This window comes from Pseudomonas sp. B21-028, from assembly GCF_024749045.1.
In the GTDB taxonomy this organism is placed as follows: domain Bacteria; phylum Pseudomonadota; class Gammaproteobacteria; order Pseudomonadales; family Pseudomonadaceae; genus Aquipseudomonas.
Genome location: NZ_CP087184.1, coordinates 4,143,722 through 4,162,815, shown reverse-complemented (window position 1 = coordinate 4,162,815; position 19,094 = coordinate 4,143,722). Strand labels below are relative to the sequence as shown.

General features: G+C 61.1%; 24 protein-coding genes. 8 read left to right on the top strand and 16 right to left on the bottom strand.

Annotation, left to right across the window (positions count from 1 at the left end; all coding sequences use genetic code 11):
- The first annotated feature begins 111 nt into the window (after positions 1 to 111).
- Positions 112 to 645: a DUF3087 domain-containing protein gene (locus tag LOY35_RS17510; protein WP_258625165.1), complete on the top strand. Its 534-nt coding sequence runs from the start codon at positions 112 to 114 to the stop codon at positions 643 to 645.
- 57 nt (positions 646 to 702) lie between these two features.
- Here LOY35_RS17510 and LOY35_RS17505 read toward each other — a convergent pair whose 3' ends face one another.
- From LOY35_RS17505 to LOY35_RS17470, 8 genes are all read right to left on the bottom strand, one after another.
- Positions 703 to 930: a hypothetical protein gene (locus LOY35_RS17505; RefSeq protein WP_258625162.1), complete on the bottom strand. Its 228-nt coding sequence runs from the start codon at positions 928 to 930 to the stop codon at positions 703 to 705.
- A 63-nt stretch (positions 931 to 993) separates the two neighbouring features.
- A complete protein-coding gene (locus LOY35_RS17500) occupies positions 994 to 1,176 on the bottom strand; it encodes a general stress protein (protein ID WP_258625160.1) in 183 nt (60 codons plus the stop codon).
- Positions 1,177 to 1,452: 276 nt separating this feature from the next.
- Entirely contained in the window at positions 1,453 to 2,016 is a 564-nt protein-coding gene (locus LOY35_RS17495) for an ATP-dependent Clp protease proteolytic subunit (protein WP_139648624.1), read from the bottom strand.
- Positions 2,017 to 2,121: 105 nt separating this feature from the next.
- Positions 2,122 to 3,177, bottom strand: coding sequence for a DNA topoisomerase IB (locus LOY35_RS17490; protein ID WP_258625157.1), 1,056 nt, complete (start codon positions 3,175 to 3,177; stop codon positions 2,122 to 2,124).
- 228 nt (positions 3,178 to 3,405) lie between these two features.
- A complete protein-coding gene (gene modC / locus LOY35_RS17485; RefSeq protein WP_258625155.1) occupies positions 3,406 to 4,485 on the bottom strand; it encodes a molybdenum ABC transporter ATP-binding protein in 1,080 nt (359 codons plus the stop codon).
- 3 nt (positions 4,486 to 4,488) lie between these two features.
- Positions 4,489 to 5,169, bottom strand: coding sequence for a molybdate ABC transporter permease subunit (modB, locus tag LOY35_RS17480; RefSeq protein ID WP_258625153.1), 681 nt, complete (start codon positions 5,167 to 5,169; stop codon positions 4,489 to 4,491).
- On the bottom strand, positions 5,170 to 5,922 hold the full coding sequence (gene modA / locus LOY35_RS17475; RefSeq protein WP_258625151.1) for a molybdate ABC transporter substrate-binding protein: 753 nt from the start codon (positions 5,920 to 5,922) through the stop codon (positions 5,170 to 5,172).
- Between the two features lie 274 nt (positions 5,923 to 6,196).
- On the bottom strand, positions 6,197 to 7,270 hold the full coding sequence (locus LOY35_RS17470; RefSeq protein WP_258625150.1) for a nitronate monooxygenase family protein: 1,074 nt from the start codon (positions 7,268 to 7,270) through the stop codon (positions 6,197 to 6,199).
- A gap of 149 nt (positions 7,271 to 7,419) precedes the next feature.
- Here LOY35_RS17470 and LOY35_RS17465 point away from each other — a divergent pair, with 149 nt between their 5' ends.
- Positions 7,420 to 7,908: a GyrI-like domain-containing protein gene (locus tag LOY35_RS17465; RefSeq protein ID WP_258625148.1), complete on the top strand. Its 489-nt coding sequence runs from the start codon at positions 7,420 to 7,422 to the stop codon at positions 7,906 to 7,908.
- Here LOY35_RS17465 and ada read toward each other — a convergent pair.
- The 5 genes from ada to LOY35_RS17440 form a co-directional block, all read right to left on the bottom strand.
- Positions 7,872 to 8,945 (bottom strand): bifunctional DNA-binding transcriptional regulator/O6-methylguanine-DNA methyltransferase Ada, encoded by a 1,074-nt coding sequence (gene ada, locus LOY35_RS17460; protein WP_258625147.1) that lies wholly within the window; start codon positions 8,943 to 8,945, stop codon positions 7,872 to 7,874. The genes LOY35_RS17465 and ada overlap by 37 nt on opposite strands.
- Positions 8,946 to 9,033: 88 nt before the next feature.
- Positions 9,034 to 9,711 (bottom strand): DNA oxidative demethylase AlkB, encoded by a 678-nt coding sequence (gene alkB / locus LOY35_RS17455; RefSeq protein ID WP_258633666.1) that lies wholly within the window; start codon positions 9,709 to 9,711, stop codon positions 9,034 to 9,036.
- On the bottom strand, positions 9,701 to 10,423 hold the full coding sequence (locus LOY35_RS17450; protein WP_258625146.1) for a 2OG-Fe(II) oxygenase: 723 nt from the start codon (positions 10,421 to 10,423) through the stop codon (positions 9,701 to 9,703). The genes alkB and LOY35_RS17450 overlap by 11 nt, the downstream gene beginning before the upstream one ends.
- A gap of 262 nt (positions 10,424 to 10,685) precedes the next feature.
- Positions 10,686 to 10,856, bottom strand: a complete 171-nt coding sequence (locus tag LOY35_RS17445; RefSeq protein WP_258625144.1) for a hypothetical protein — start codon at positions 10,854 to 10,856, stop codon at positions 10,686 to 10,688.
- 26 nt (positions 10,857 to 10,882) lie between these two features.
- Positions 10,883 to 11,185 carry a DUF1883 domain-containing protein gene (locus LOY35_RS17440; RefSeq protein WP_258625143.1) on the bottom strand — a complete coding sequence of 101 codons (303 nt, stop codon included), beginning with the start codon at positions 11,183 to 11,185 and terminating at the stop codon, positions 10,883 to 10,885.
- Positions 11,186 to 11,392: 207 nt separating this feature from the next.
- Here LOY35_RS17440 and LOY35_RS17435 point away from each other — a divergent pair, with 207 nt between their 5' ends.
- Positions 11,393 to 11,743: a hypothetical protein gene (locus LOY35_RS17435; protein WP_258625142.1), complete on the top strand. Its 351-nt coding sequence runs from the start codon at positions 11,393 to 11,395 to the stop codon at positions 11,741 to 11,743.
- Between the two features lie 26 nt (positions 11,744 to 11,769).
- Here the strand turns inward: LOY35_RS17435 and LOY35_RS17430 are convergent, their stop codons facing one another.
- Positions 11,770 to 12,051 carry a hypothetical protein gene (locus LOY35_RS17430; protein WP_258625140.1) on the bottom strand — a complete coding sequence of 94 codons (282 nt, stop codon included), beginning with the start codon at positions 12,049 to 12,051 and terminating at the stop codon, positions 11,770 to 11,772.
- Between the two features lie 118 nt (positions 12,052 to 12,169).
- Positions 12,170 to 12,385 (bottom strand): hypothetical protein, encoded by a 216-nt coding sequence (locus LOY35_RS17425; RefSeq protein WP_258625138.1) that lies wholly within the window; start codon positions 12,383 to 12,385, stop codon positions 12,170 to 12,172.
- 234 nt (positions 12,386 to 12,619) lie between these two features.
- Here LOY35_RS17425 and galU point away from each other — a divergent pair, with 234 nt between their 5' ends.
- From galU to ahpF, 4 genes are all read left to right on the top strand, one after another.
- Positions 12,620 to 13,459 (top strand): UTP--glucose-1-phosphate uridylyltransferase GalU, encoded by an 840-nt coding sequence (gene galU / locus LOY35_RS17420; RefSeq protein WP_003182953.1) that lies wholly within the window; start codon positions 12,620 to 12,622, stop codon positions 13,457 to 13,459.
- Positions 13,460 to 13,837: 378 nt separating this feature from the next.
- Entirely contained in the window at positions 13,838 to 15,193 is a 1,356-nt protein-coding gene (gene gorA, locus LOY35_RS17415) for a glutathione-disulfide reductase (RefSeq protein ID WP_258625136.1), read from the top strand.
- A 173-nt stretch (positions 15,194 to 15,366) separates the two neighbouring features.
- The gene (ahpC, locus tag LOY35_RS17410; RefSeq protein WP_258625134.1) at positions 15,367 to 15,930 is read left to right on the top strand and encodes an alkyl hydroperoxide reductase subunit C; all 564 of its coding nucleotides are present in this window, start codon (positions 15,367 to 15,369) and stop codon (positions 15,928 to 15,930) included.
- A 124-nt stretch (positions 15,931 to 16,054) separates the two neighbouring features.
- Complete coding sequence (gene ahpF / locus LOY35_RS17405) at positions 16,055 to 17,617, top strand: alkyl hydroperoxide reductase subunit F (protein ID WP_258625132.1); 1,563 nt, start codon at positions 16,055 to 16,057, stop codon at positions 17,615 to 17,617.
- Positions 17,618 to 17,804: 187 nt separating this feature from the next.
- On the opposite strand, the gene gloA is transcribed toward ahpF, so the two are convergent.
- Positions 17,805 to 18,326 carry a lactoylglutathione lyase gene (gene gloA, locus LOY35_RS17400; RefSeq protein WP_139648649.1) on the bottom strand — a complete coding sequence of 174 codons (522 nt, stop codon included), beginning with the start codon at positions 18,324 to 18,326 and terminating at the stop codon, positions 17,805 to 17,807.
- A gap of 172 nt (positions 18,327 to 18,498) precedes the next feature.
- Between gloA and LOY35_RS17395 the strand changes: the two genes are divergently transcribed.
- A complete protein-coding gene (locus LOY35_RS17395) occupies positions 18,499 to 19,035 on the top strand; it encodes a DUF4946 domain-containing protein (RefSeq protein WP_258633664.1) in 537 nt (178 codons plus the stop codon).
- The last annotated feature ends 59 nt before the right edge of the window (positions 19,036 to 19,094 follow it).

Sequence of the window (19,094 nt, the reverse complement as noted above, 5' to 3'; positions counted from 1 at the left end):
CCGGATCCTTCGGGTCGGGTGCCACACAAAATGAGCCCCAGCATAGCTAAATCGCCCGGGCAGGCGATAATGCTCGACTCTTTTCGTGCCGTACAAGGAAATTGCACCGCGATGTTCGAGATCAAATCCTGGGATGCCGACCTCTACCGACAGCAGACCCGCCGCAGCACGCTGATCATCGCCGTGGTGTTCCTGGCTTTGGCGATGCTGTTGTCCAGCTTGGCCGTGATGCTGTTCGGCACGCCCGGGGCCGATAACTTTCGCTTCAACCTGGGCGGGGTGATTGTGGCGGTGCTGGTGATGGCCGCGCTGATGCGCCTGTATCTCTGGACGCAACCCTGGATGGCCGCGGCGGTGTACGGCTGGCAGCTCAAGCGCAGCCTGATGCGCATCACCAATGTCATGCACCAGGTGACGGCCGGCGTGCAGGCCCGGGATCCGGTCGCCATGAAGGTGTTGCGGTTCTATCACCTGGGGCTGGCCCAGATGCACCAGCTGGATGCCAATTCCAGTGACCAGGGGACGTTGGCGCGAGAAGCCAATGAACATGTGGAGAGGATGCGGGAGATGGGCCTGGATACTGAACAGTCGTGTCTGACCCCGGCGTGGATCGATACGCTGAAAAGTACTTATGCGCAGCGCTGATCGACCAGGAGGCGGCCAATGCCCCGGATATCGTTATAAACATTTAAACAATATCGGCTATGGCTGTTTAAAGTGTCCGGGTACGCCATGTTCCTGTTCAATGGGTCGTGTTCTTTTCTGAACTTGAACATCACTCAGTCGAGCATCTTTGAGTTCGCTGAAAGAAGCTCTCAACAGGGCTTCGGCTTCGCTGACACTCAATGTCTCGCTATCGGCTTCCATCACCCGGTTGTCAGGTTGGCCGTCGGCGATAAAACTGACGATGAACCGCTCCTGGTTGCTCATGCTTCACCTCGACTCATCAAGCACCAGGGCGCAGCAAGGCTGCGCCCCAGCGGATTTCAGGGGTTACGACTTGCGGCCACCGCCGCTTTGGCCGCGCCCGCTGCCTTTGCTGCCGGCACCGGAGCCTTTCTGACGGTCGTTGGTGTTGTTGCCGCCCGACGCCTGTCCGCCTTTCTTACCGGCTTCAGATGCTTTTTCACGATCATTTGCGAAGTTGCCTGGGTTTTTGTTTCCGCTGTTAGCCATTTCGAGAATCCTCATGCTGGTTTAAGCGAGCAACGTGCCTCGCATTAAATGTGAAAGGTAAGCGGCGAGGGAAGTTTAATAAAAGCGTTGCGCTGGCGACGAATGGTCATTCTCGGTAATTAAGGAATGTATTATCGCCGCTTCGCTTCGTAGTTGTACGGATTAAACAATTTTATAAGTGGGGCAAGAAATATTTCATTTTATTAATCACAATAAAAGGCGTCTTTCTCCTGTCGGGTAATGGCTTGACTGAAAGTCGTGGGGTCACCTGAGCGCCTAGTCCTCGCCACCACTGACTTTCCAATGCCTGGCATCTGTTGGGAAAACCACCTGTTCAACCCGGTGAGCGATGCCGAAGGCCAGGGAGTTTTCCGCCGGGATGACCCGTTCCTCGTTGCACAGGCATTTGAAGATATCCAGCTGCGTGGCGGCTCCGGCGGTTTCCTTGACGTAGATCTCTACATATCGCGCCACGTCGTTGTCCAGGCTGGACAGGTATTCGCGCAGGCGCGAGTGATCCACCGATTTCTGGCCGAAATACCAGTTCATGGGATGGATCAGAAAGCGCGAATGAGGGGTGGTGGTGCGGTCGCTGGCGGCCAGGTACATGACGATGCCCATCGACTCGATATTGCCGGCGTTCACCGCACGCACCGGCACCGGCAGGGACTTGATGAAGGTGTAGAGGGTGAAACCGAAGTTGGTGCTGCCGCCGACCGTGGAGAGATTGAGCATCAGTGAATCTGCGCCTTTCTCGATCGCTTCCAGGCAGTTGTCGCGGAAGCGCTCGGTGGTTCCCTGATCGATCTGGCAATGAAAATGGACAATGTGTTCGGACATCGAGGACTCCTGTCGATTTCACGCGTGAGGTGTTGCGGGATCGTACAGTTGGGAGTTCAGCGCTGGCTGGATGTTCCTGATGGATGGGCCGTTGTTCGGGTGGTGTCAGGCGCCGAACTTCGACTCGCACGCTTGCGTGGCTTGCATCACCCGTTGCAAAAACATCGCCAGCCCGGCTTCTTCTTCGCTGAGGCCTTTACGGGCCCGGGGCTTGGGCAATTGCTTCAGGGTGCCGAGCAGGAAACCTTCCAGCACCGCAGGATGAATGTAGCACTTGCGACACACGCTCGGCGTGTTGCCCAGCTGCCGGGCGACCTGCCTGACCATCTCGGCGATGTGCTTTTTCGCCTCTGTCTCGGTTTCCCAGCGCAACGTCCGCAAGCCTGCCAGGGCCGCCGCGCTGCCGGCCCAGGTGCGGTAATCCTTGGCGGTGAACTCGGCGCCGGTCAGGGTCTTGAGGTAGGCATTGATGTCCGAGGAACTGATGGCGTGGCGTTCGCCGTTTTCGTCCAGGTACTGGAACAGATTCTGCCCCGGCATTTCCTGGCAGCGCTTGATGATCCGGGCCAGGCGTCGGTCCTTCACGGTGATCTGGTGTTCGACGCCGCTCTTGCCACGGAACTGGAAGGCGATGGCGCTGCCGTTGACCTCGACGTGTTTGCTGCGCAGGGTGGTCAGGCCGTAGGAGCGATTCTCCCGGGCATATTGGCTGTTGCCGACGCGGATCAGGGTCACGTCCAGCAAGGTGATGACGGTGGCCATGACTTTGTCACGACTGAAACCGGGCGTTGAGAGAATCGCCTCCAGGCGTTTGCGCAAGCGGGGCAGGGTGCGCCCGAATTCCAGCATCCGCGAATACTTGTCGGCATCGCGCACCTCGCGCCAGCGCGCGTGGTAACGGTATTGCTTGCGTCCACGGGCGTCCCGGCCGGTGGCCTGGAGATGCCCGCGCGGGTCACTGCAGATCCACACATCGGTGTAGGCCGGCGGCACCGCCAGGGCATTGATGCGCTGGATTTCGGCCGCATCGGTGATGCGTTGGCCGTGAGGATCGAAATAACAGAACTTGCCCCGCAACTTCCTACGGGTGATACCCGGGCTGGTGTCATCGACATAATGCAGGTCGGCCGGCAATGCTTCCGGTGGCGAGGTGTCGGGCATGGAGAAATCCTTGGCAGCGAATGCGGTGGCCTATGGATTCATTGACCGCGGCCGGTTGCGGTCGTGCCGAAATTCTGAGAACCCCCATCCATCTGAGGGGAACCCTCTGAACCTGGGTGGGAGCGGGCTTGCTCGCGAAGGCGGTGGATCAGCAACCCTGGATACTGGAAGTGCCGACGCCTTCGCGAGCAAGCCCGCTCCCACAGGGGATGTCTGAGGGACTGGCTGTTATGCCAACACCGCCACCGCCTTGATCTGCGCCCACAGCACCTGCCCCGGATGCAAGGCCAACTGATCGCGGGAGTAACGGGTAATGCGTGCCAGCAGCGGCGTGCCGGCGGCTTCCACTCGGATCAGCACGTGGGCGGCGTTGTCGGCGGCCAGTTCGCCGGTCACCGTGACCGGCAAGCGATTGAGGATGCTGGTCTGGGCATCGTTCGCCAGGCTGAGGCTGACGTCCCGGGCCTGGACCTTGAAGCGCAGCGGTTGCCCAATGGCCAGCGGCGTATGGGCGACCCGCACGTGCAGTGGGCTACCGGGCAGTGTCAGGGTGAGCAACTGATAGGCGGGGTCGTAATCGCTGACCGTGCCCTGGATCACCACGCCCGCGTCGTCCCCCTGGGCCAGTGGCAGGTCGAGCCGTGCCAGGGTTTCGCCAATCGGCCCGCTGGCCAACGCGCGACCGCCGTCGAGCAAGACGATGTGGTCGGCCAGGCGCGCCACTTCGTCCTGGGAATGACTGACGTACAGCACCGGGATGTCCAGTTCATCGTGGAGCCGTTGCAGGTAGGGCAGGATTTCGTTCTTGCGGCGGGTATCGAGCGCGGCCAGCGGCTCATCCATCAACAACAGGCGGGGGCTGGTCAGCAGAGCGCGGGCGATGCCCACCCGCTGGCGCTCGCCGCCGGACAGATTGTGGGGCCGGCGTTCGAGCAAGTGGCCGATGCCCAGCAATTCGGTGGCCTGGTCCATGTCCACGCGCCGTTGCCCCGGGGCGATGCGCTTGAGACCGAATGCCAGGTTGGCCCGCACCGACAGATGGCTGAACAGGCTCGCCTCCTGGAACACATACCCCAGCGCCCGTTGATGGGGCGGTACGAACACGCCGCGCTCGCTGTCCTGCCACACGTCGCCATTGATCCGCACCAAGCCACGCGGGGCGCGCTCCAGGCCTGCGATGCAGCGCAGGCAGGTGGTCTTGCCGGAGCCGGATGGACCGTACAACGCCGTCACGCCCCGGCCCGGCAGTTGCACATCCAGGTCCAGGGAGAAACCGCCATGGTCGAGCTGCAAATGCGCCTGAATCATCGTTCAGCTCCAGGCTGTCCGGGTCCTGCGGCTGGAATACAGCGCCAGCAGCACAACGAAAGAAAATACCAGCATCGCCGCCGCCAACCAGTGGGCCTGGGCGTATTCCAGGGCTTCGACGTGGTCGTAGATCTGCACCGACACCACCCGGGTCTTGTCCGGGATATTGCCGCCGATCATCAACACCACGCCGAACTCGCCGACGGTGTGAGCGAAGCCGAGGATGGCGGCGGTGATGAAACCGGGGCGGGACAAGGGCAGGATGACGCTGAAGAAGGTGTCCCAGGGACCGGCGCGCAGGGTGGCGGCGACCTCCAGGGGACGATTGCCGATGGCCGAGAAGGCGTTTTGCAACGGCTGCACCACAAACGGCATGGAGTAGATCACCGAGCCGATCACCAGCCCGGTGAAACTGAAGGTGAGGGTGCCCAGCCCGAGGGCCTGGGTCAGCTGGCCGATCCAGCCATTGGGGCCCAATGCCAGGAGCAGGTAGAAGCCGATCACCGTGGGCGGCAGCACCAGCGGCAGGGCCACCACCGCGCCCACCGGCCCGCGCAACCAGGATCGGGTGCGCGACAGCCACAGGGCGATGGGCGTGCCGATGAGCAACAGGATTACCGTCGTCAGCGAGGCGAGTTTGAGGGTCAGCCAGATCGCTGAATAATCGGCACTGGTCAGCGGCATTTAGCGTTGGTAACCGTAGGCTTGGATGATGGCGGCGGCTTTCGGGCCCTTGAGGTAGTCCATCAGGGCCTTGACGGCGGGGTTGTCGCGGCCTTTACCGAGGATCACCGCGTCCTGTTTGATCGGGTCGTGCAATTCGGCCGGGACGATCCACGCCGAACCGCCGGTGAGCTTGCCGTTCTTGTATACCTGGGACAGCGCCACGAAGCCAAGCTCGGCGTTGCCGGTGGAGACAAATTGATAGGCCTGGGTGATGTTCTGGCCTTCGACGATCTTGCCCTTGACCTGTGCGGCGACCCCCAATTTGTCCAGCACCTGGGTCGCGGCCAGGCCGTAGGGCGCGGCCTTGGGATTGGCGATGGACAGGTGCTGGAAGTCGTTGTTCTTGAGCACCTGGCCCTGGTCGTCGACATAGCCGTTCTTGGCCGACCACAGCGCCAGCGTGCCGATGGCGTAGGTGAAGCGTGAGCCCTTGACGGTGTCGCCTTCGTTTTCCAGCTTGACCGGGGTGGTGTCGTCGGCGGCGAGGAACACTTCGAAGGGCGCGCCATTCTTGATCTGGGTATAGAACTGCCCCGTTGCGCCGTAGGCTGCCACCAGTTTGTGCCCGGTTTCTTTTTCGAAGTCGGCGGCAATGGCCTGGATCGGTGCGGTGAAGTTGGCGGCCACGGCCACCTGCACTTCATCGGCCTGGACGACGCCGGCGGTCAGGAAGGTGACCAGCAGCAATGGCGCGAAGCGGGTGGGGCGCATTGAAGACTCCGTAGGGGTGGTTTCGCTATATACGGAAATATATAGCGAATGCCAGGCAAACGGAATGTGAGTTTTGCGCTGTTGCAGTTGGCATTGGTTGAATGTGCCGGCCTCATCGCGAGCAGGCTCGCTCCCACAGGGGACTGTTGTGACAGCTAGCCTTGTGCTTGCCCGCTCCCACAGGATGCGCGGCATGCAACAGGATTTGTGTTCACTGCAGATCCCTGTGGGAGCGAGCCTGCTCGCGATGGCGCCCTGGCCGGCGATGAGCCTCTCAGGAACCTGAACCCTTGCCAAGCCGCGCCAGTGCCTCATCGGCCAGCCGCCGGGTCAGCTCACCGGTTGGCAACTCCCGGCCCATGGGAAACGCCTGGCCCGCCCAGAGGTTGCTGAAATCGGCTTCATCCTTGGCCCGCAGCGGCATCAGCGCACCGCCTGCCAGGGGGAATGCCGGTGCCAGCCGGCTCATCGGGCCGACTTCGCGCATCACCCGGTTGACGATGCCCCGCGCCGGCCGCCCGGTGAACAGGTTGGTCACGGCGGTCTGGCTTTCCCTGGCGGTGCGCAGTGCCCGGTGATGGGACGCGCTGATCTTGGCCTCGGGCGTGAACAGGTACGCGCTGCCCAGTTGCACCGCCGATGCGCCGAGGGCAAACGCCGCAACGATCCCTCGCGCATCGCCGATGCCGCCGGTGGCGATCACTGGCACTTTCACCGCATCCACCACCTGGGGCAGCAAGGCGAACAGGCCCACCTGGGTGTTGAGGTCGTCGCTGAGGAACATCCCCCGATGGCCACCGGCCTCGTAGCCCATGGCGATGATCGCATCGCAACCGCGTTGCTCCAGCCAGATGGCCTCCTCGACGGTGGTCGCCGAAGAAAGGATCTTCGCTCCGGTGGCCTTTACCCGATCCAGCAGGGATTGCTCCGGCAGGCCGAAATGGAAGCTGACCACTTTTGGTCGCATCTCTTCCAGCACCCGGCAGGCGGCATCGTCGAACGGTGTGCGGTTGGACACTGGCGTCGATGCCTCGAAATCGGCGCCCAGTTCCTCGTAATAAGGTTTGAGCCGCTGCTTCCAGGCCTCGGCCCGCTGCTCGTCGAAGGCCGGTGGCTGATGGGAGAAAAAATTCACGTTGAACGGCTTGTCGGTCTGTTCGCTGATCGTCGTCAGCGCCTGGCGCAGTTGCTCGACGTCCAGCATCGCCGCCGGCATCGAGCCCAGCCCGCCGGCATTGCAGGTGGCGACCACCATGGCGGCCCCGGTCACCCCGGCCATCGGCGCCTGGATGATGGGCAGCTCGATACCGAGCAGGTCGAGGATGCGGGTGTCTGGCCATTGGCTCATGTGCAAGGTGCTCCGGCAGGGCAAGAAACCCTGTTTGTAGCAGGTGTGACCCCGCCAGGGCCAGTCGAGTTTTTCAATCGAAGGCCAGCGCTTGATCCCTCGGGCGAGAGGATTACCATGCGTGCTTCACTTACTCAGGAGCCTTAGCCATGGACGTAAAACTCAAGGCAGTCGAACCCTTCAGCGTGGCGGGTTTGCAAGTCCGTACCCGCAACTCCGATGAGCAACAACCCGACACGGCAAGGATCGGTCCGATGTGGGAGCGGTTCTTCACCGAGGGGCTGTTCGACCGGATTCCGGCCAGGCGCTCGGAGTCGTTCGTCTATGGGGTCTATTCCAACTATGAGTCCGATGCGACCGGGCACTTTGATGTGACGGCCGGGGTGGAGGTCGATGCGACGAGTCCAGGCTACCCCGCCGTGGACATCGAGGGCGGGGATTATCTGGTGTTCTCGGCCAAGGGGCCGATGCCCGACTGCGTGATCCAGACCTGGGGCCTGATCTGGGCGTATTTCGCCGACAACCCGCAGACCCTGCGCCGCTTCGCCACCGATTTCGAGGTCTACAGCGGCCCCGATTCGGTGGCGATCTACATCGGCGTTCAGTCCGCGGACGAGCGCTCCAGCGCCAGCAACTGACGCTTGCGCTCCACGCCCCAGCGATAGCCCGAAAGGTTGCCGTCGCTGCGCACCACCCGGTGACAGGGGATCGCCACGGCCAGGCTGTTGGCGCCACAGGCCTGGGCCACCGCGCGCACGGCCTTGGGCAGGCCGATGCGCTGGGCGATCTCGGCGTAGCTGGCGGTGCTGCCCGGTGGAATCTCCCGCAAGGCCTGCCAGACCCGCTCCTGGAACGCCGTGCCCTGCAAATCCAGGGGCAGGTTCAGGCCCAGGGCGGGCGCCTCGATGAAGCCGACCACCTGGGCGACCAGTTGCTCGAACTCCCGGTCGGCGCCGATCAGGTTGGCGCGACGGAATTTGTCCTGCAGGTCGCGGACCAGCGCGTCGGGGTCGTCCCCCAGCAAGATGGCGCACACGCCTCGTTCACTCTGCGCCACCAGGATCGCCCCCAGGGAACATTGCCCGACGGCGAAGCGGATGTCGGTGTTCTGCCCGGCGGCACGGTAGTCGGCGGGTTTCATGCCCAGCACTTTATCGGCTGCTTCGTAAAAGCGGCTGTTGGAATTGAAACCGGCGTCGTACAACGCTTCGGTGACGGTCCCGGCATCGGCCAGGCGTTCGCGCAACTTGCGCGAACGGTGGGCGGCGGCATAGCCCTTGGGAGTCAGGCCGGTAACGGTCTTGAAGATCCGGTGGAAGTGGAAGGGGCTCAAGCCAGCGCTTTGCGCCAGTTCATTGAGCCCTGGCAGTTCTTCCGCCGCCTCGATCTGCCGACAGGCCGCCGCGACCCGGGCGGCTTGTTGGGCGGCCACCTGGGTCTGGTCCCTGGCGGCGCGTTTGCTGGGGCGATAGCCGGCTGCCTGGGCCTGTTCCGGCGTGTCGAAGAATTCGACGTTGCGCGGATTGGGCAGACGCGACAGGCTGCTGGGGTGACAGTAGATGCCGGTGGTTTTCACGCCGTAGACGAATTGCCCGTCGGCGCGTGGGTCCCGGGCGAGCACGGCGGCCCAGCGAGGGTCGAGTTCAGGGGCGAGGGTGTTCGAAGTGGTGTTCATGGTCGTTTTGTCCATTGGCCCGTTTTGGCTACGGTAACCAGCCAGCGGAAGAACGACACTCCGGGTCTTGCGGTTGAATTCTGCATGGTTATCCGGCGGTGCGGAATGTCAGGTTGATCCGCTGCGCGCCCAGCCGTGGATGCTGACCATCCTTGAGCGGCAATACGCCGTGGTAACGCAGCCGGTCGACACCACCCCAGACCACGATGTCGCCATGGAAGAGTGGAACGCGCAAGGCCTTGTCGCTGCGCTCGAATCCGCCGAACTGGAACACCGCCGGCAGGCCCAGGGACATCGAGACGATGGGGGCGCAGAGGCTGCGTTCATTCTTGTCCTGATGCAACGACATCCGCGCCCCCGGCACGTAGCGGTTGATCAGGCAGGCATCGGGTTCGAAATGCTCGAAATGCGCAGCCCGGGCAGCGGCCTGGGCCAGTTCGCGGAACAACACCGGCATGTCCGGCCAGGGCCGGCCGGACTGTGGGTCATGGGTGGTGTAGCGATAGCCGCTGCGGTCGGTGGTCCAGCCCAACGCCCCGCAACTGCTCAGGGCCACCGACATGGTGAAACCGCCGGGGGTGACCATCTGCCGGAACGGCGCGGTCTGCAAGACCGTTTCCAGGGCCGGCAGCAACCGCTCCAGCCAAGGCAGGGCGAAGCCGCGGAGCACGAACGCCTGCTGGCCGATCTGTTCGATCTGCCCGGCTGTCGCCGACGGTTCGTCAGCGAACAGGTCCAGGGTGATCGGGTTGTCGTCATTGCGCATCATGAAAAATGATTCCGAGGGTGTGCCGTTGGCCGCTGTGCACGCGGCTGACGCCATGGCGCATGTTCACCCGATAATAACCGCGAACGCCTTTGACCGGCCGTTGATGCACGGCAAACACCACGGCATCGCCCTGTTTCAGACCGATGACCTGGGGACGCGACTGCATGCGCGGGCGTTGTTCGGTGAGTACGAACTCGCCGCCGGTAAAGTCCTGGTCCGGTTCCGACAGCAAGATCGCCACCTGCAACGGAAACACCTGTTCGCCGTACAGATCCTGGTGCAGGCAGTTGTAATCCTGGGGGCCGTATTGCAGCAGCAACGGCGTCGGACGCTGTTGCCCGGCGCCATGGCAGTGCTGGATGAAATCGCAGTGCGCATCGGGATATCTCACCTCAAGGCCCATGCGTTCGTTCCAGCGATTGGCCAGAGGGACCAGCAGCGGATACAACGCTTCACGCAGTTGCTGGACGATAGCGGGCAACGGGTAGCGGAAATACTGATATTCGCCGCGCCCGAATCCGTGGCGGGCCATGATTACCCGGGAACGGAACAGCCCGGGCTGCGCGTACAGGCTGCCGAGCTGTCGGCATTGAGTTGCCGACAGCAGACCGCGAAGCACGCCGCTGCCATCCTGCTCGAGGCTCTGTTCCAGGGCTGGCTGGTCGATTGCATCGGTGGACTGGGTCAGCGAATGCGAAGTAGAGGACATGGTGGCAATCCTGGGGAATAGGATCGGGCAGTCTGGCGGGTGTTCTGTTGGTCAACACTCCGGGGCTTGCGGTCAATGTTCTATCCTGGACCGGGACCATCCTTCACACCGCATCACCCTGTGGCGAGGGGATTTATCCCCGCTGGGCTGCGAAGCGGCCCCAAAACAATACACTCAAATCTGTCTGATACACGTCAGTCGCCTGGTTTAGGGCTGCTGTGCAGCCCAGCGGGGATAAATCCCCTCGCCACAAACAGTGGGTTTACAAAGCCTTGCTGACCTTGACCTCGCTGATCACATCGCCAATCTCTCCATGCAATGCTTCCAGCGCCGCCCGGGCTTCTTCTTCGGTGCCGGTTTCCAGCTGCGCGAACTCGAAGCGGCGTTCGCCGTTGAGTTTGTACTTGATGACGTATTTGGTTGTCTGGGTCACGGTTTTGCCTATGTGAGCAGGGGGGCTCAGCTCAGTTTCGAGCTGGAGCGCCGGATGATTTTGATCTTGTGGGTCAGGGTCGGCTTGCGCGTGACGCTGATGGCCCGGCGGTTGACGGTGTCGATGGTGATGTTCCAGAAACCAGTGCTCGGTGCGGTGATCCGCGCCGGGAACGTATCGAACGCGCCGCCGTGGTAAGTGTGGCGCCCGCCATTCTTGAAACTGCGGAAGTTCGCATCGTTCATCAGGCGGATGTTGCACGTCTGGGAGCATTCGATGACGACAATATCGTCTTCGTTGAGATGCTCGCGTTGGTGGATGAATTTCATGGGCGCCTCCAGAAGGGCTTTTTTCTACACGCTCGACACGGTAGGGGGCTGCAATAATGGGACGCAGTTTATCAGCACCGAGGGCTAAATAGCCGGTCCTCGACGTGGCTTTGCCGATTCAACGTGGCGCTGCCTCATAAAAAAAGTGCAGGGCGCCGGATAAAAACGGCCTCTACACTGTCGGAGGGTCTTTGCCGGAGGAATCATATGAAGCGTAGTGCGTGGGTGTTGGCATTGGCCGTGAGTGGATGTGCATCGGTATCGGACATCAACCAGACGCCGCCCACCATGAGTGTCATCTCCGGTAAGAAACCCCACGAATATGCCAAATGCGTTGCCGACAAGCTGGCCGACAGCCGCGGCGCGTTGCAGATGGAACCCCACAAGAACGGCGTCCGCCTGATCGTTCCCGGCAAACTTTCGAGCCTGCCGGCAGCGGTGTTCGACATTGACGAACGTTCCAGCGGCAGCAGCATCAAGCTGCATGAAAGCATGTCCAATGTACCGGTGCGTCCGGGGGATGTGCAGGCTGCGGCCAACGCCTGCATTTCCGGCTGAGGAAGGGTTTCAGGTTCGCCTGGATCTTACTTGCATACCACCACGACACTGCGGCTGGTGAAGTTGCCGACATCCACGCCCAGAGTCTTCTCGCTTTCCTTGGCCTGGGGCGTACCATCGGTGCCGACGATACGGTAGCCGGTGCCGGCACAGGAGGCATCTGCCTTTTCATAGCACGTGGCCCAGGAATTGGCTTCGCCTGAACAGTCGATGGTCAGGCCCTGCTCGCCGTTGGCCAGGTAGGTATTTTCCGTTGAGGCACAACCCGCCAGGGCCAGGACCGTAAACAGCGCCAGAAACTTTTTCATGGAGTGGTCATCGAAAGGGAAGGGACAGCGCGAGGTTATAGCGAATGGTCAATTCGGTACAGATAAACAACGGGCCTGCACCCATGCCGCGAGGTGATTGACGCAGGCCTGTCCGACTTTATTTCTTGCGGCGATCGGTGCGTGCCGGAGCTTTTTCACGCTCTTTGGCCGCAGGAGCAGCGCGCTCATCCTGGAACACCGCGGCCACTTCCACCGCCATGGTCTTGGTGGGCAGGGGACCGGCAACCTGCTCGCCATGGTAATTGACAATCCACCACTGGCCGTCCTTGTCCTGACTGACCGAATAACCGTTTGCGTTTCGTGTTGCCGACATCTAGCTGCCTCATTGGCGGGATCAAGGGCGTCATGATACGCCAAATGCACGCAAACGGTGCCAGCGGGCTTGCAGTTGTACCGTTGAACCCCCGAAACGAAAGGCGATTGAACTATCCGCCGGTTTATTTCTCTATGATGGCATCGGTTGGCCAGTGCGGGCATTGTAAGGTGCCTGCGGCCTGATTAGACTGCGCCGAAACTCGTCGTACACACCGCCTTTTAAAGGATTCATATGATCAAGAAATGCTTGTTCCCAGCAGCCGGTTACGGTACTCGCTTCCTGCCAGCGACTAAGGCCATGCCCAAAGAAATGCTGCCGGTGGTGAACAAGCCACTGATCCAGTACGGTGTCGAAGAAGCCCTCGATGCGGGCCTGACGGAAATCTCCATCGTGACCGGCCGTGGCAAGCGCGCGCTGGAAGACCATTTCGACATCAGCTACGAGCTGGAAAACCAGATCAAGGGCACCGACAAGGAAAAATACCTGGTCGGTATCCGCAAACTGCTGGATGAGTGTTCGTTCTCCTACACCCGCCAGACCGAAATGAAAGGCCTGGGCCACGCGATCCTGACCGGCCGCCCATTGATCGGCGACGAACCCTTCGCCGTGGTGCTGGCGGACGACCTGTGCGTCAACCTGGAAGGCGACGGCGTGCTGACCCAGATGGTCAAGCTGTACAAGCAGTTCCGCTGCTCCATCGTGGCGATCCAGGAAGTCGATCCGCAGGAAACCAACAAGTACGGCGTGATCGCCGGCGAAATGATCCGCGACGACATCTATCGCGTGCACAGCATGGTTGAAAAACCAAAGCCTGAAGACGCTCCGTCGAATCTGGCAATCATCGGCCGCTACATCCTGACGCCGGACATCTTCGACTTGATCGAACAGACCGAACCAGGCAAGGGTGGTGAAATCCAGATCACCGACGCTTTGATGAAACAGGCCCAGAACGGCTGCGTCATGGCCTACAAGTTCAAGGGCAAGCGTTTCGACTGCGGTGGTGCCGAAGGCTACATCGACGCGACCAACTTCTGCTTCGAGAACTTCTACAAGACCGGCAAGGCTTACTGATAGCCCACCGCGACTGAAAAAAACGCCCCGACTGGTTCGGGGCGTTTTTTTTGGGGCAAGTATATTGCCACGGCTGGCATAGAACCCTGTGGCGAGGGGATTTATCCCCGCTGGGCTGAGAAGCAGCCCCAAACCAACCAACTCAATCTGTCTGACACACCCAGGTCGCCTGATTCTAGGGCTGCTTCGCAGCCCAGCGGGGATAAATCCCCTCGCCACAGATAAATCCCCTCGCCACAGGAATCCCTCGCCACAGGAGCCGCGCTCGGCTTTGATGAAGCTCACTCTGGCATTTCCATTTTCCGCCCCCATAACCAACGCAACGCTGACCCGTCTGGAAACAGCGGGTATGCTGATGGCCTGCCTAAGGAGACAGTAATGGCCTACGATTTTGACCTGTATGTGATTGGCGCCGGTTCCGGTGGTGTGCGGGCTGCGCGGTTTGCCGCCGGTTTTGGCGCCAGGGTGGCGGTGGCGGAAAGCCGTTATCTGGGCGGTACCTGCGTAAACGTCGGTTGCGTGCCGAAGAAGCTGCTGGTCTACGGCGCCCATTATGCCGAAGACTTCGAGCAGGCTTCGGCCTATGGCTGGTCGGCGGGGGAGGCGAGTTTTGACTGGGCCACGCTGATTGCCAACAAGGACCGGGAGATCAACCGTCTCAACGGCATCTATCGCAACCTGCTGGTCAACAGCGGCGTGGCGTTGCATGAGGGCCATGCGAAGATTACCGGTCCCCATGAGGTCGAGATCAACGGCCAGCGCCATACCGCCGGACACATCCTGGTCGCCACCGGTGGTTGGCCGGTGATCCCGCAGATTCCGGGGCGCGAGCATGCCATCAGTTCCAATGAAGCTTTCTTCCTCAAGGAACTGCCCAAGCGCGTGCTGGTGGTAGGAGGTGGCTACATCGCGGTGGAGTTCGCCGGGATTTTCCACGGCATGGGCGCGCAGACGTCCTTGCTGTATCGCGGCGAGCTGTTCCTGCGCGGCTTTGACGGTGCCGTGCGCAAGCATCTGGCCGAAGAGCTGACGCGCCGGGGCCTGGACCTGCAGTTCAATGCCGATATCCAGCGCATCGACAAGCAGGCCGATGGCAGCCTGGAAGTGACCCTCAAGGACGGCCGTACGCTGTTGACCGATTGCGTCTTCTACGCCACCGGCCGGCGGCCAATGCTCGATAACCTCGGCCTGGAGAACACCGCTGTCGCGCTGGATGAGAAAGGCTTTGTAAAGGTCAATGAAAAATACGAGACCACCGAGCCGTCGATCCTTGCCATTGGCGACGTGATCGGGCGCGTACAGTTGACACCCGTTGCCCTGGCCGAAGGCATGGCGGTGGCGCGGCGTTTGTTCAAGCCTGAGCAGTACCGGCTGGTGGACTACCGGATGATTCCCACTGCGGTGTTCAGCCTGCCGAACATCGGCACGGTCGGCCTGACCGAGGAACAGGCCAGGGAAGAGGGGCATGAGGTGCAGATTTTCGAAAGCCGTTTCCGGCCGATGAAGCTGAGCCTGACCGACTGCCAGGAGCGCACGCTGATGAAACTGGTGGTGGATGCCCGGACCGACAAGGTCCTGGGTTGCCATATGGTTGGCCCGGACGCCGGGGAAATCGTCCAGGGCCTGGCCATCGCCCTCAAGGCCGGCGCCAGCAAGCGCGACTTTGACGAAACCATTGGCGTGCATCCTACCGCCGCCGAAGAGTTCGTCACCATGCGTACACCCGCGGCCTGACGCTGTTGCGTAGAAGCTGCCAGGCTATGGCAGCTTCTACAGATTTTTTCTATCTATACAGTTCCCTGATAGCCAAAACCAATTATTCGCATCAGCTTTGCCAATGAGCCAGCTGGGGGATGAGTGGGTAAGCTTCCCTCCATCAACTTTTCAACCCTGATGGAGAAACATCGATGCCTGTCATCAACAGCCAAGTTAAACCGTTCAAAGCTACCGCATTCAAAAACGGCGCTTTCGTCGAAGTGTCGGACGCCGACCTGAAAGGCAAGTGGTCTGTCGTGTTCTTCTACCCGGCTGACTTCACCTTCGTCTGCCCAACCGAGCTGGAAGACCTGGCCGACAACTACGCCGAATTCCAGAAGCTGGGCGTCGAGATCTACAGCGTGTCGACCGACACTCACTTCGCCCACGCGGCCTGGCACAACACCTCGCCAGCCATCGGCAAGATCCAGTACACCATGATCGGCGACCCGACCCTGACCATCTCCCGCAACTTCGACGTGCTGATCGAAGAAGCCGGCCTGGCTGACCGCGGTACTTTCGTGATCAACCCTGAAGGTCAGATCAAGATCGTCGAAATCAACGACGGCGGTGTAGGCCGTGACGCTTCCGAGCTGCTGCGCAAGATCAAGGCCGCTCAGTACGTCGCCGCTCACCCTGGCGAAGTCTGCCCAGCCAAGTGGAAAGAAGGCGAGGCCACCCTGGCTCCGTCCCTGGACCTGGTTGGCAAGATCTAAGTCCATGAGTTATCCGAGGGCGATCAGCTCTTGATCAAGTAAGCCGCTTCGCCCCCAAAAACGCCCGGGCGAGATTCGCTCGGGCGTTGTTTTTTCTGAAATTCAAAAAATGGAAATCGCCCGTATGTTGGACGCCAATCTTAAAGCTCAGTTGAAGTCATATCTGGAACGGGTCACCCAACCGATCGAGATCGTTGCATCCCTCGACGACGGTGCGAAATCCCAGGAAATGCTGGCGCTGCTCAAAGACATTGCCAGTCTCTCTACCCAGATCATCTTGCTCGACAACGGCACCGATGCGCGCAAGCCGTCGTTCTCGTTGAACCGCCCGGGAGCCGATATCAGCCTGCGTTTCGCCGGTATTCCCATGGGCCACGAATTCACTTCGTTGGTGCTGGCCTTGCTGCAAGTCGGCGGTCACCCTTCGAAGGCCAGTGTCGAAGTCATTGAACAGATCCGCGCCCTTGAAGGCGAGTTCAACTTCGAGACCTATTTCTCGCTGTCGTGCCAGAACTGCCCGGACGTGGTCCAGGCGCTGAACCTGATGGCGGTGCTGAACCCGAACATCCGCCACGTCGCCATCGACGGCGCGCTGTTTCAGGCCGAGGTCGATGAGCGTCAGATCATGGCCGTGCCGAGTATCTACCTGAACGGTCAGAACTTTGGTCAGGGCCGCATGGGCCTGGAAGAGATTCTCGCCAAGATCGACACCAGCGGCAGCGAACGCCAGGCCGAGAAAATCAGCGCCAAGGACGCCTTCGATGTGCTGGTGGTCGGTGGTGGCCCGGCCGGTGCGTCGGCGGCGATCTACGCGGCCCGTAAAGGCATCCGCACCGGTGTGGCGGCCGAACGTTTCGGCGGCCAGGTGCTCGATACCATGGCCATCGAGAACTTCATCTCGGTCCAGGAAACCGAAGGGCCGAAACTGGCCGTCGCCCTGGAAGAGCACGTGAAGCAGTACGACGTGGACATCATGAACCTGCAACGCGCCGATGCGCTGGTGCCTGGCACGGACGGCGCACTGCACGAAGTCCGGTTCGCCAGCGGCGCGCGCCTCAACGCCAGGACCGTGATCCTGGCGACCGGCGCCCGCTGGCGTGAAATGAACGTGCCGGGCGAGCAGCAATACCGCAACAAGGGCGTGGCGTACTGCCCGCACTGTGACGGTCCGCTGTTCAAGGGCAAGCGCGTGGCGGTGATCGGCGGGGGCAACTCCGGTGTCGAAGCGGCCATCGACCTGGCCGGCATCGTCGCCCATGTCACTTTGCTGGAGTTCGATGTGCAATTGCGCGCCGATGCGGTGTTGCAGCGCAAACTGCACAGCTTGCCGAACGTGACGGTGATCACCAACGCGCAGACCACCGAAGTGACGGGCGACGGTCAGAAGGTCAATGGCCTGCGCTACAAGGATCGTCCAAGTGGTGAAGTGCGCGACGTGACGCTGGAGGGGATCTTCGTGCAGATCGGCCTGTTGCCCAACACCGATTGGCTCAAGGGCATCGTCGAGCTGTCACCCCGTGGCGAGATCATCGTCGACGCCCGGGGGGAAACCTCTATCCCCGGCGTGTTCGCCGCCGGTGATGTGACCACTGTGCCATACAAGCAGATCGTGATCGCCGTAGGCGAGGGGGCCAAGGCCTCGTTGAGCGCCTTCGACCATCTGATCCGTACTTCCGCGCCGGCATAAGCCGCCGAACGCTGGAAAAACAAAACCCCGTGGGCCTGGCCCATGGGGTTTTTTGTTGAGCTTTCATACCGCCACCGAGCCCTGTGGGAGCGAGCCTGCTCGCGATGGCGTCAGATCAGGCAACGAGTGTCGACTGGCCGGGCCTCATCGCGAGCAGGCTCGCTCCCACATGAGGTCAAGGTGAGCGTCAGAGCGGCGCAGGCTGGATAATCTCGACCCAGTAGCCATCCGGGTCCTTGATGAACGCCAGGCTTTTCATGCGGCCGTCGCTCAGGCGCTTCTGGAAATCACAGCCCAACGCTTCGAAGCGTTCGCAGGCGGCGACTACATCCGGTACCGAGATGCAGATGTGACCGAACCCGCGTGGATCGGTGTTGCCGTTGTGGTAAGCGAATGCCGGGTCGCTTTCGGTGCCATGGTTGTGAGTCAGTTCAAGGATGCCGGGGATCGATTTCATCCACTCGGTGCGCGCCGCAGCGTCCGCCGGGATCTGGCGCTTGTCCACCAGCGCGAGGAAATACAGGCTGAACTCGGCTTCGGGGAAGTCGCGTTTTTCCACCAGCGAGAAGCCCAGGACACGGGTATAGAAATCCAGGGACTTGGTAATGTCCTTGACCCGCAGCATGGTGTGATTGAAGACGAAGTTGGCCGTGGCGGCATCGGGTTGGGCGGTGACGCCCGGGAAAGTGTCGAGTTCGTGCAGGCTCATGGGTCCTCCGGAAAAATAAGTGGGCAACGACGTCGCGGGGCTTGGCGCGACGGTTCCGTGGCTTGTGTCAAACATGATACGCAGGGGCCGCGGCATCGCCAAACCGTGTATGGCTATTGCCTGGTGCAGCAGTGAGCTTCAGACTTCGCGATTCGTCCTTGAGTGCAGCGCAATGATTCGACCGTTCCTTTCGTTGTTCGTCCTGTTTTTTGCCATGGCCGCGAGCGCCGGCGTCCAGGCCGCCGAACCACAGGTCACCTGGCCCCAGGGTTGGTTCATCGAGCCGCTGCCTTCCGATGCGTCTGCCGCGCCGGCGGTGCCGGGAACCTCTCGACAACGGGCGACCAAGAATGACCCGGCAGGTAATGCCGTCATGGTCATGGAACTGACCGCAACGCCTATCGAGCCCGATCATCAAGTCAACTTGCAAGGCGTGCTCCTGGAAATGCGCAAGTCAATCCAGAAGGATTTTTTCCAGGGTGGTTATCAAAGTGTATGCAATAAGATTCATGCTTCCCAATTGGGCGGGGTAAGCGCCCTGGAAACTACTTGTACGATCACGCAGAACGGCCGACATGTGTTGTCTCAGACACTGGTGGCAGCACTTAATGAAGGCCGGGCTTATGTTCTGTCCTATGCGGGACAGGCGCAGGTGTTTGTTGAAAGCCAGGATGAAATACAGGCAGTACGAAATAGTCTGAAACTATAAGGCTATCAGCCTAATGCGCCAGGCCTACTCCAGAAGTTTGAATCCATGAAAAAGCCCTG

What these genes read in the sequence shown, in the direction of transcription:
- LOY35_RS17510 (WP_258625165.1), top strand. Translation starts at nt 112, where the DNA reads ATGTTCGAGATCAAATCCTGGGATGCCGACCTCTACCGACAGCAGACC.
- LOY35_RS17505 (WP_258625162.1), bottom strand. Translation starts at nt 930, where the DNA reads ATGAGCAACCAGGAGCGGTTCATCGTCAGTTTTATCGCCGACGGCCAA.
- LOY35_RS17500 (WP_258625160.1), bottom strand. Translation starts at nt 1,176, where the DNA reads ATGGCTAACAGCGGAAACAAAAACCCAGGCAACTTCGCAAATGATCGT.
- LOY35_RS17495 (WP_139648624.1), bottom strand. Translation starts at nt 2,016, where the DNA reads ATGTCCGAACACATTGTCCATTTTCATTGCCAGATCGATCAGGGAACC.
- LOY35_RS17490 (WP_258625157.1), bottom strand. Translation starts at nt 3,177, where the DNA reads ATGCCCGACACCTCGCCACCGGAAGCATTGCCGGCCGACCTGCATTAT.
- modC (WP_258625155.1), bottom strand. Translation starts at nt 4,485, where the DNA reads ATGATTCAGGCGCATTTGCAGCTCGACCATGGCGGTTTCTCCCTGGAC.
- modB (WP_258625153.1), bottom strand. Translation starts at nt 5,169, where the DNA reads ATGCCGCTGACCAGTGCCGATTATTCAGCGATCTGGCTGACCCTCAAA.
- modA (WP_258625151.1), bottom strand. Translation starts at nt 5,922, where the DNA reads ATGCGCCCCACCCGCTTCGCGCCATTGCTGCTGGTCACCTTCCTGACC.
- LOY35_RS17470 (WP_258625150.1), bottom strand. Translation starts at nt 7,270, where the DNA reads ATGAGCCAATGGCCAGACACCCGCATCCTCGACCTGCTCGGTATCGAG.
- LOY35_RS17465 (WP_258625148.1), top strand. Translation starts at nt 7,420, where the DNA reads ATGGACGTAAAACTCAAGGCAGTCGAACCCTTCAGCGTGGCGGGTTTG.
- ada (WP_258625147.1), bottom strand. Translation starts at nt 8,945, where the DNA reads ATGAACACCACTTCGAACACCCTCGCCCCTGAACTCGACCCTCGCTGG.
- alkB (WP_258633666.1), bottom strand. Translation starts at nt 9,711, where the DNA reads ATGCGCAATGACGACAACCCGATCACCCTGGACCTGTTCGCTGACGAA.
- LOY35_RS17450 (WP_258625146.1), bottom strand. Translation starts at nt 10,423, where the DNA reads ATGTCCTCTACTTCGCATTCGCTGACCCAGTCCACCGATGCAATCGAC.
- LOY35_RS17440 (WP_258625143.1), bottom strand. Translation starts at nt 11,185, where the DNA reads ATGAAATTCATCCACCAACGCGAGCATCTCAACGAAGACGATATTGTC.
- LOY35_RS17435 (WP_258625142.1), top strand. Translation starts at nt 11,393, where the DNA reads ATGAAGCGTAGTGCGTGGGTGTTGGCATTGGCCGTGAGTGGATGTGCA.
- LOY35_RS17430 (WP_258625140.1), bottom strand. Translation starts at nt 12,051, where the DNA reads ATGAAAAAGTTTCTGGCGCTGTTTACGGTCCTGGCCCTGGCGGGTTGT.
- LOY35_RS17425 (WP_258625138.1), bottom strand. Translation starts at nt 12,385, where the DNA reads ATGTCGGCAACACGAAACGCAAACGGTTATTCGGTCAGTCAGGACAAG.
- galU (WP_003182953.1), top strand. Translation starts at nt 12,620, where the DNA reads ATGATCAAGAAATGCTTGTTCCCAGCAGCCGGTTACGGTACTCGCTTC.
- gorA (WP_258625136.1), top strand. Translation starts at nt 13,838, where the DNA reads ATGGCCTACGATTTTGACCTGTATGTGATTGGCGCCGGTTCCGGTGGT.
- ahpC (WP_258625134.1), top strand. Translation starts at nt 15,367, where the DNA reads ATGCCTGTCATCAACAGCCAAGTTAAACCGTTCAAAGCTACCGCATTC.
- ahpF (WP_258625132.1), top strand. Translation starts at nt 16,055, where the DNA reads ATGTTGGACGCCAATCTTAAAGCTCAGTTGAAGTCATATCTGGAACGG.
- gloA (WP_139648649.1), bottom strand. Translation starts at nt 18,326, where the DNA reads ATGAGCCTGCACGAACTCGACACTTTCCCGGGCGTCACCGCCCAACCC.
- LOY35_RS17395 (WP_258633664.1), top strand. Translation starts at nt 18,499, where the DNA reads ATGATTCGACCGTTCCTTTCGTTGTTCGTCCTGTTTTTTGCCATGGCC.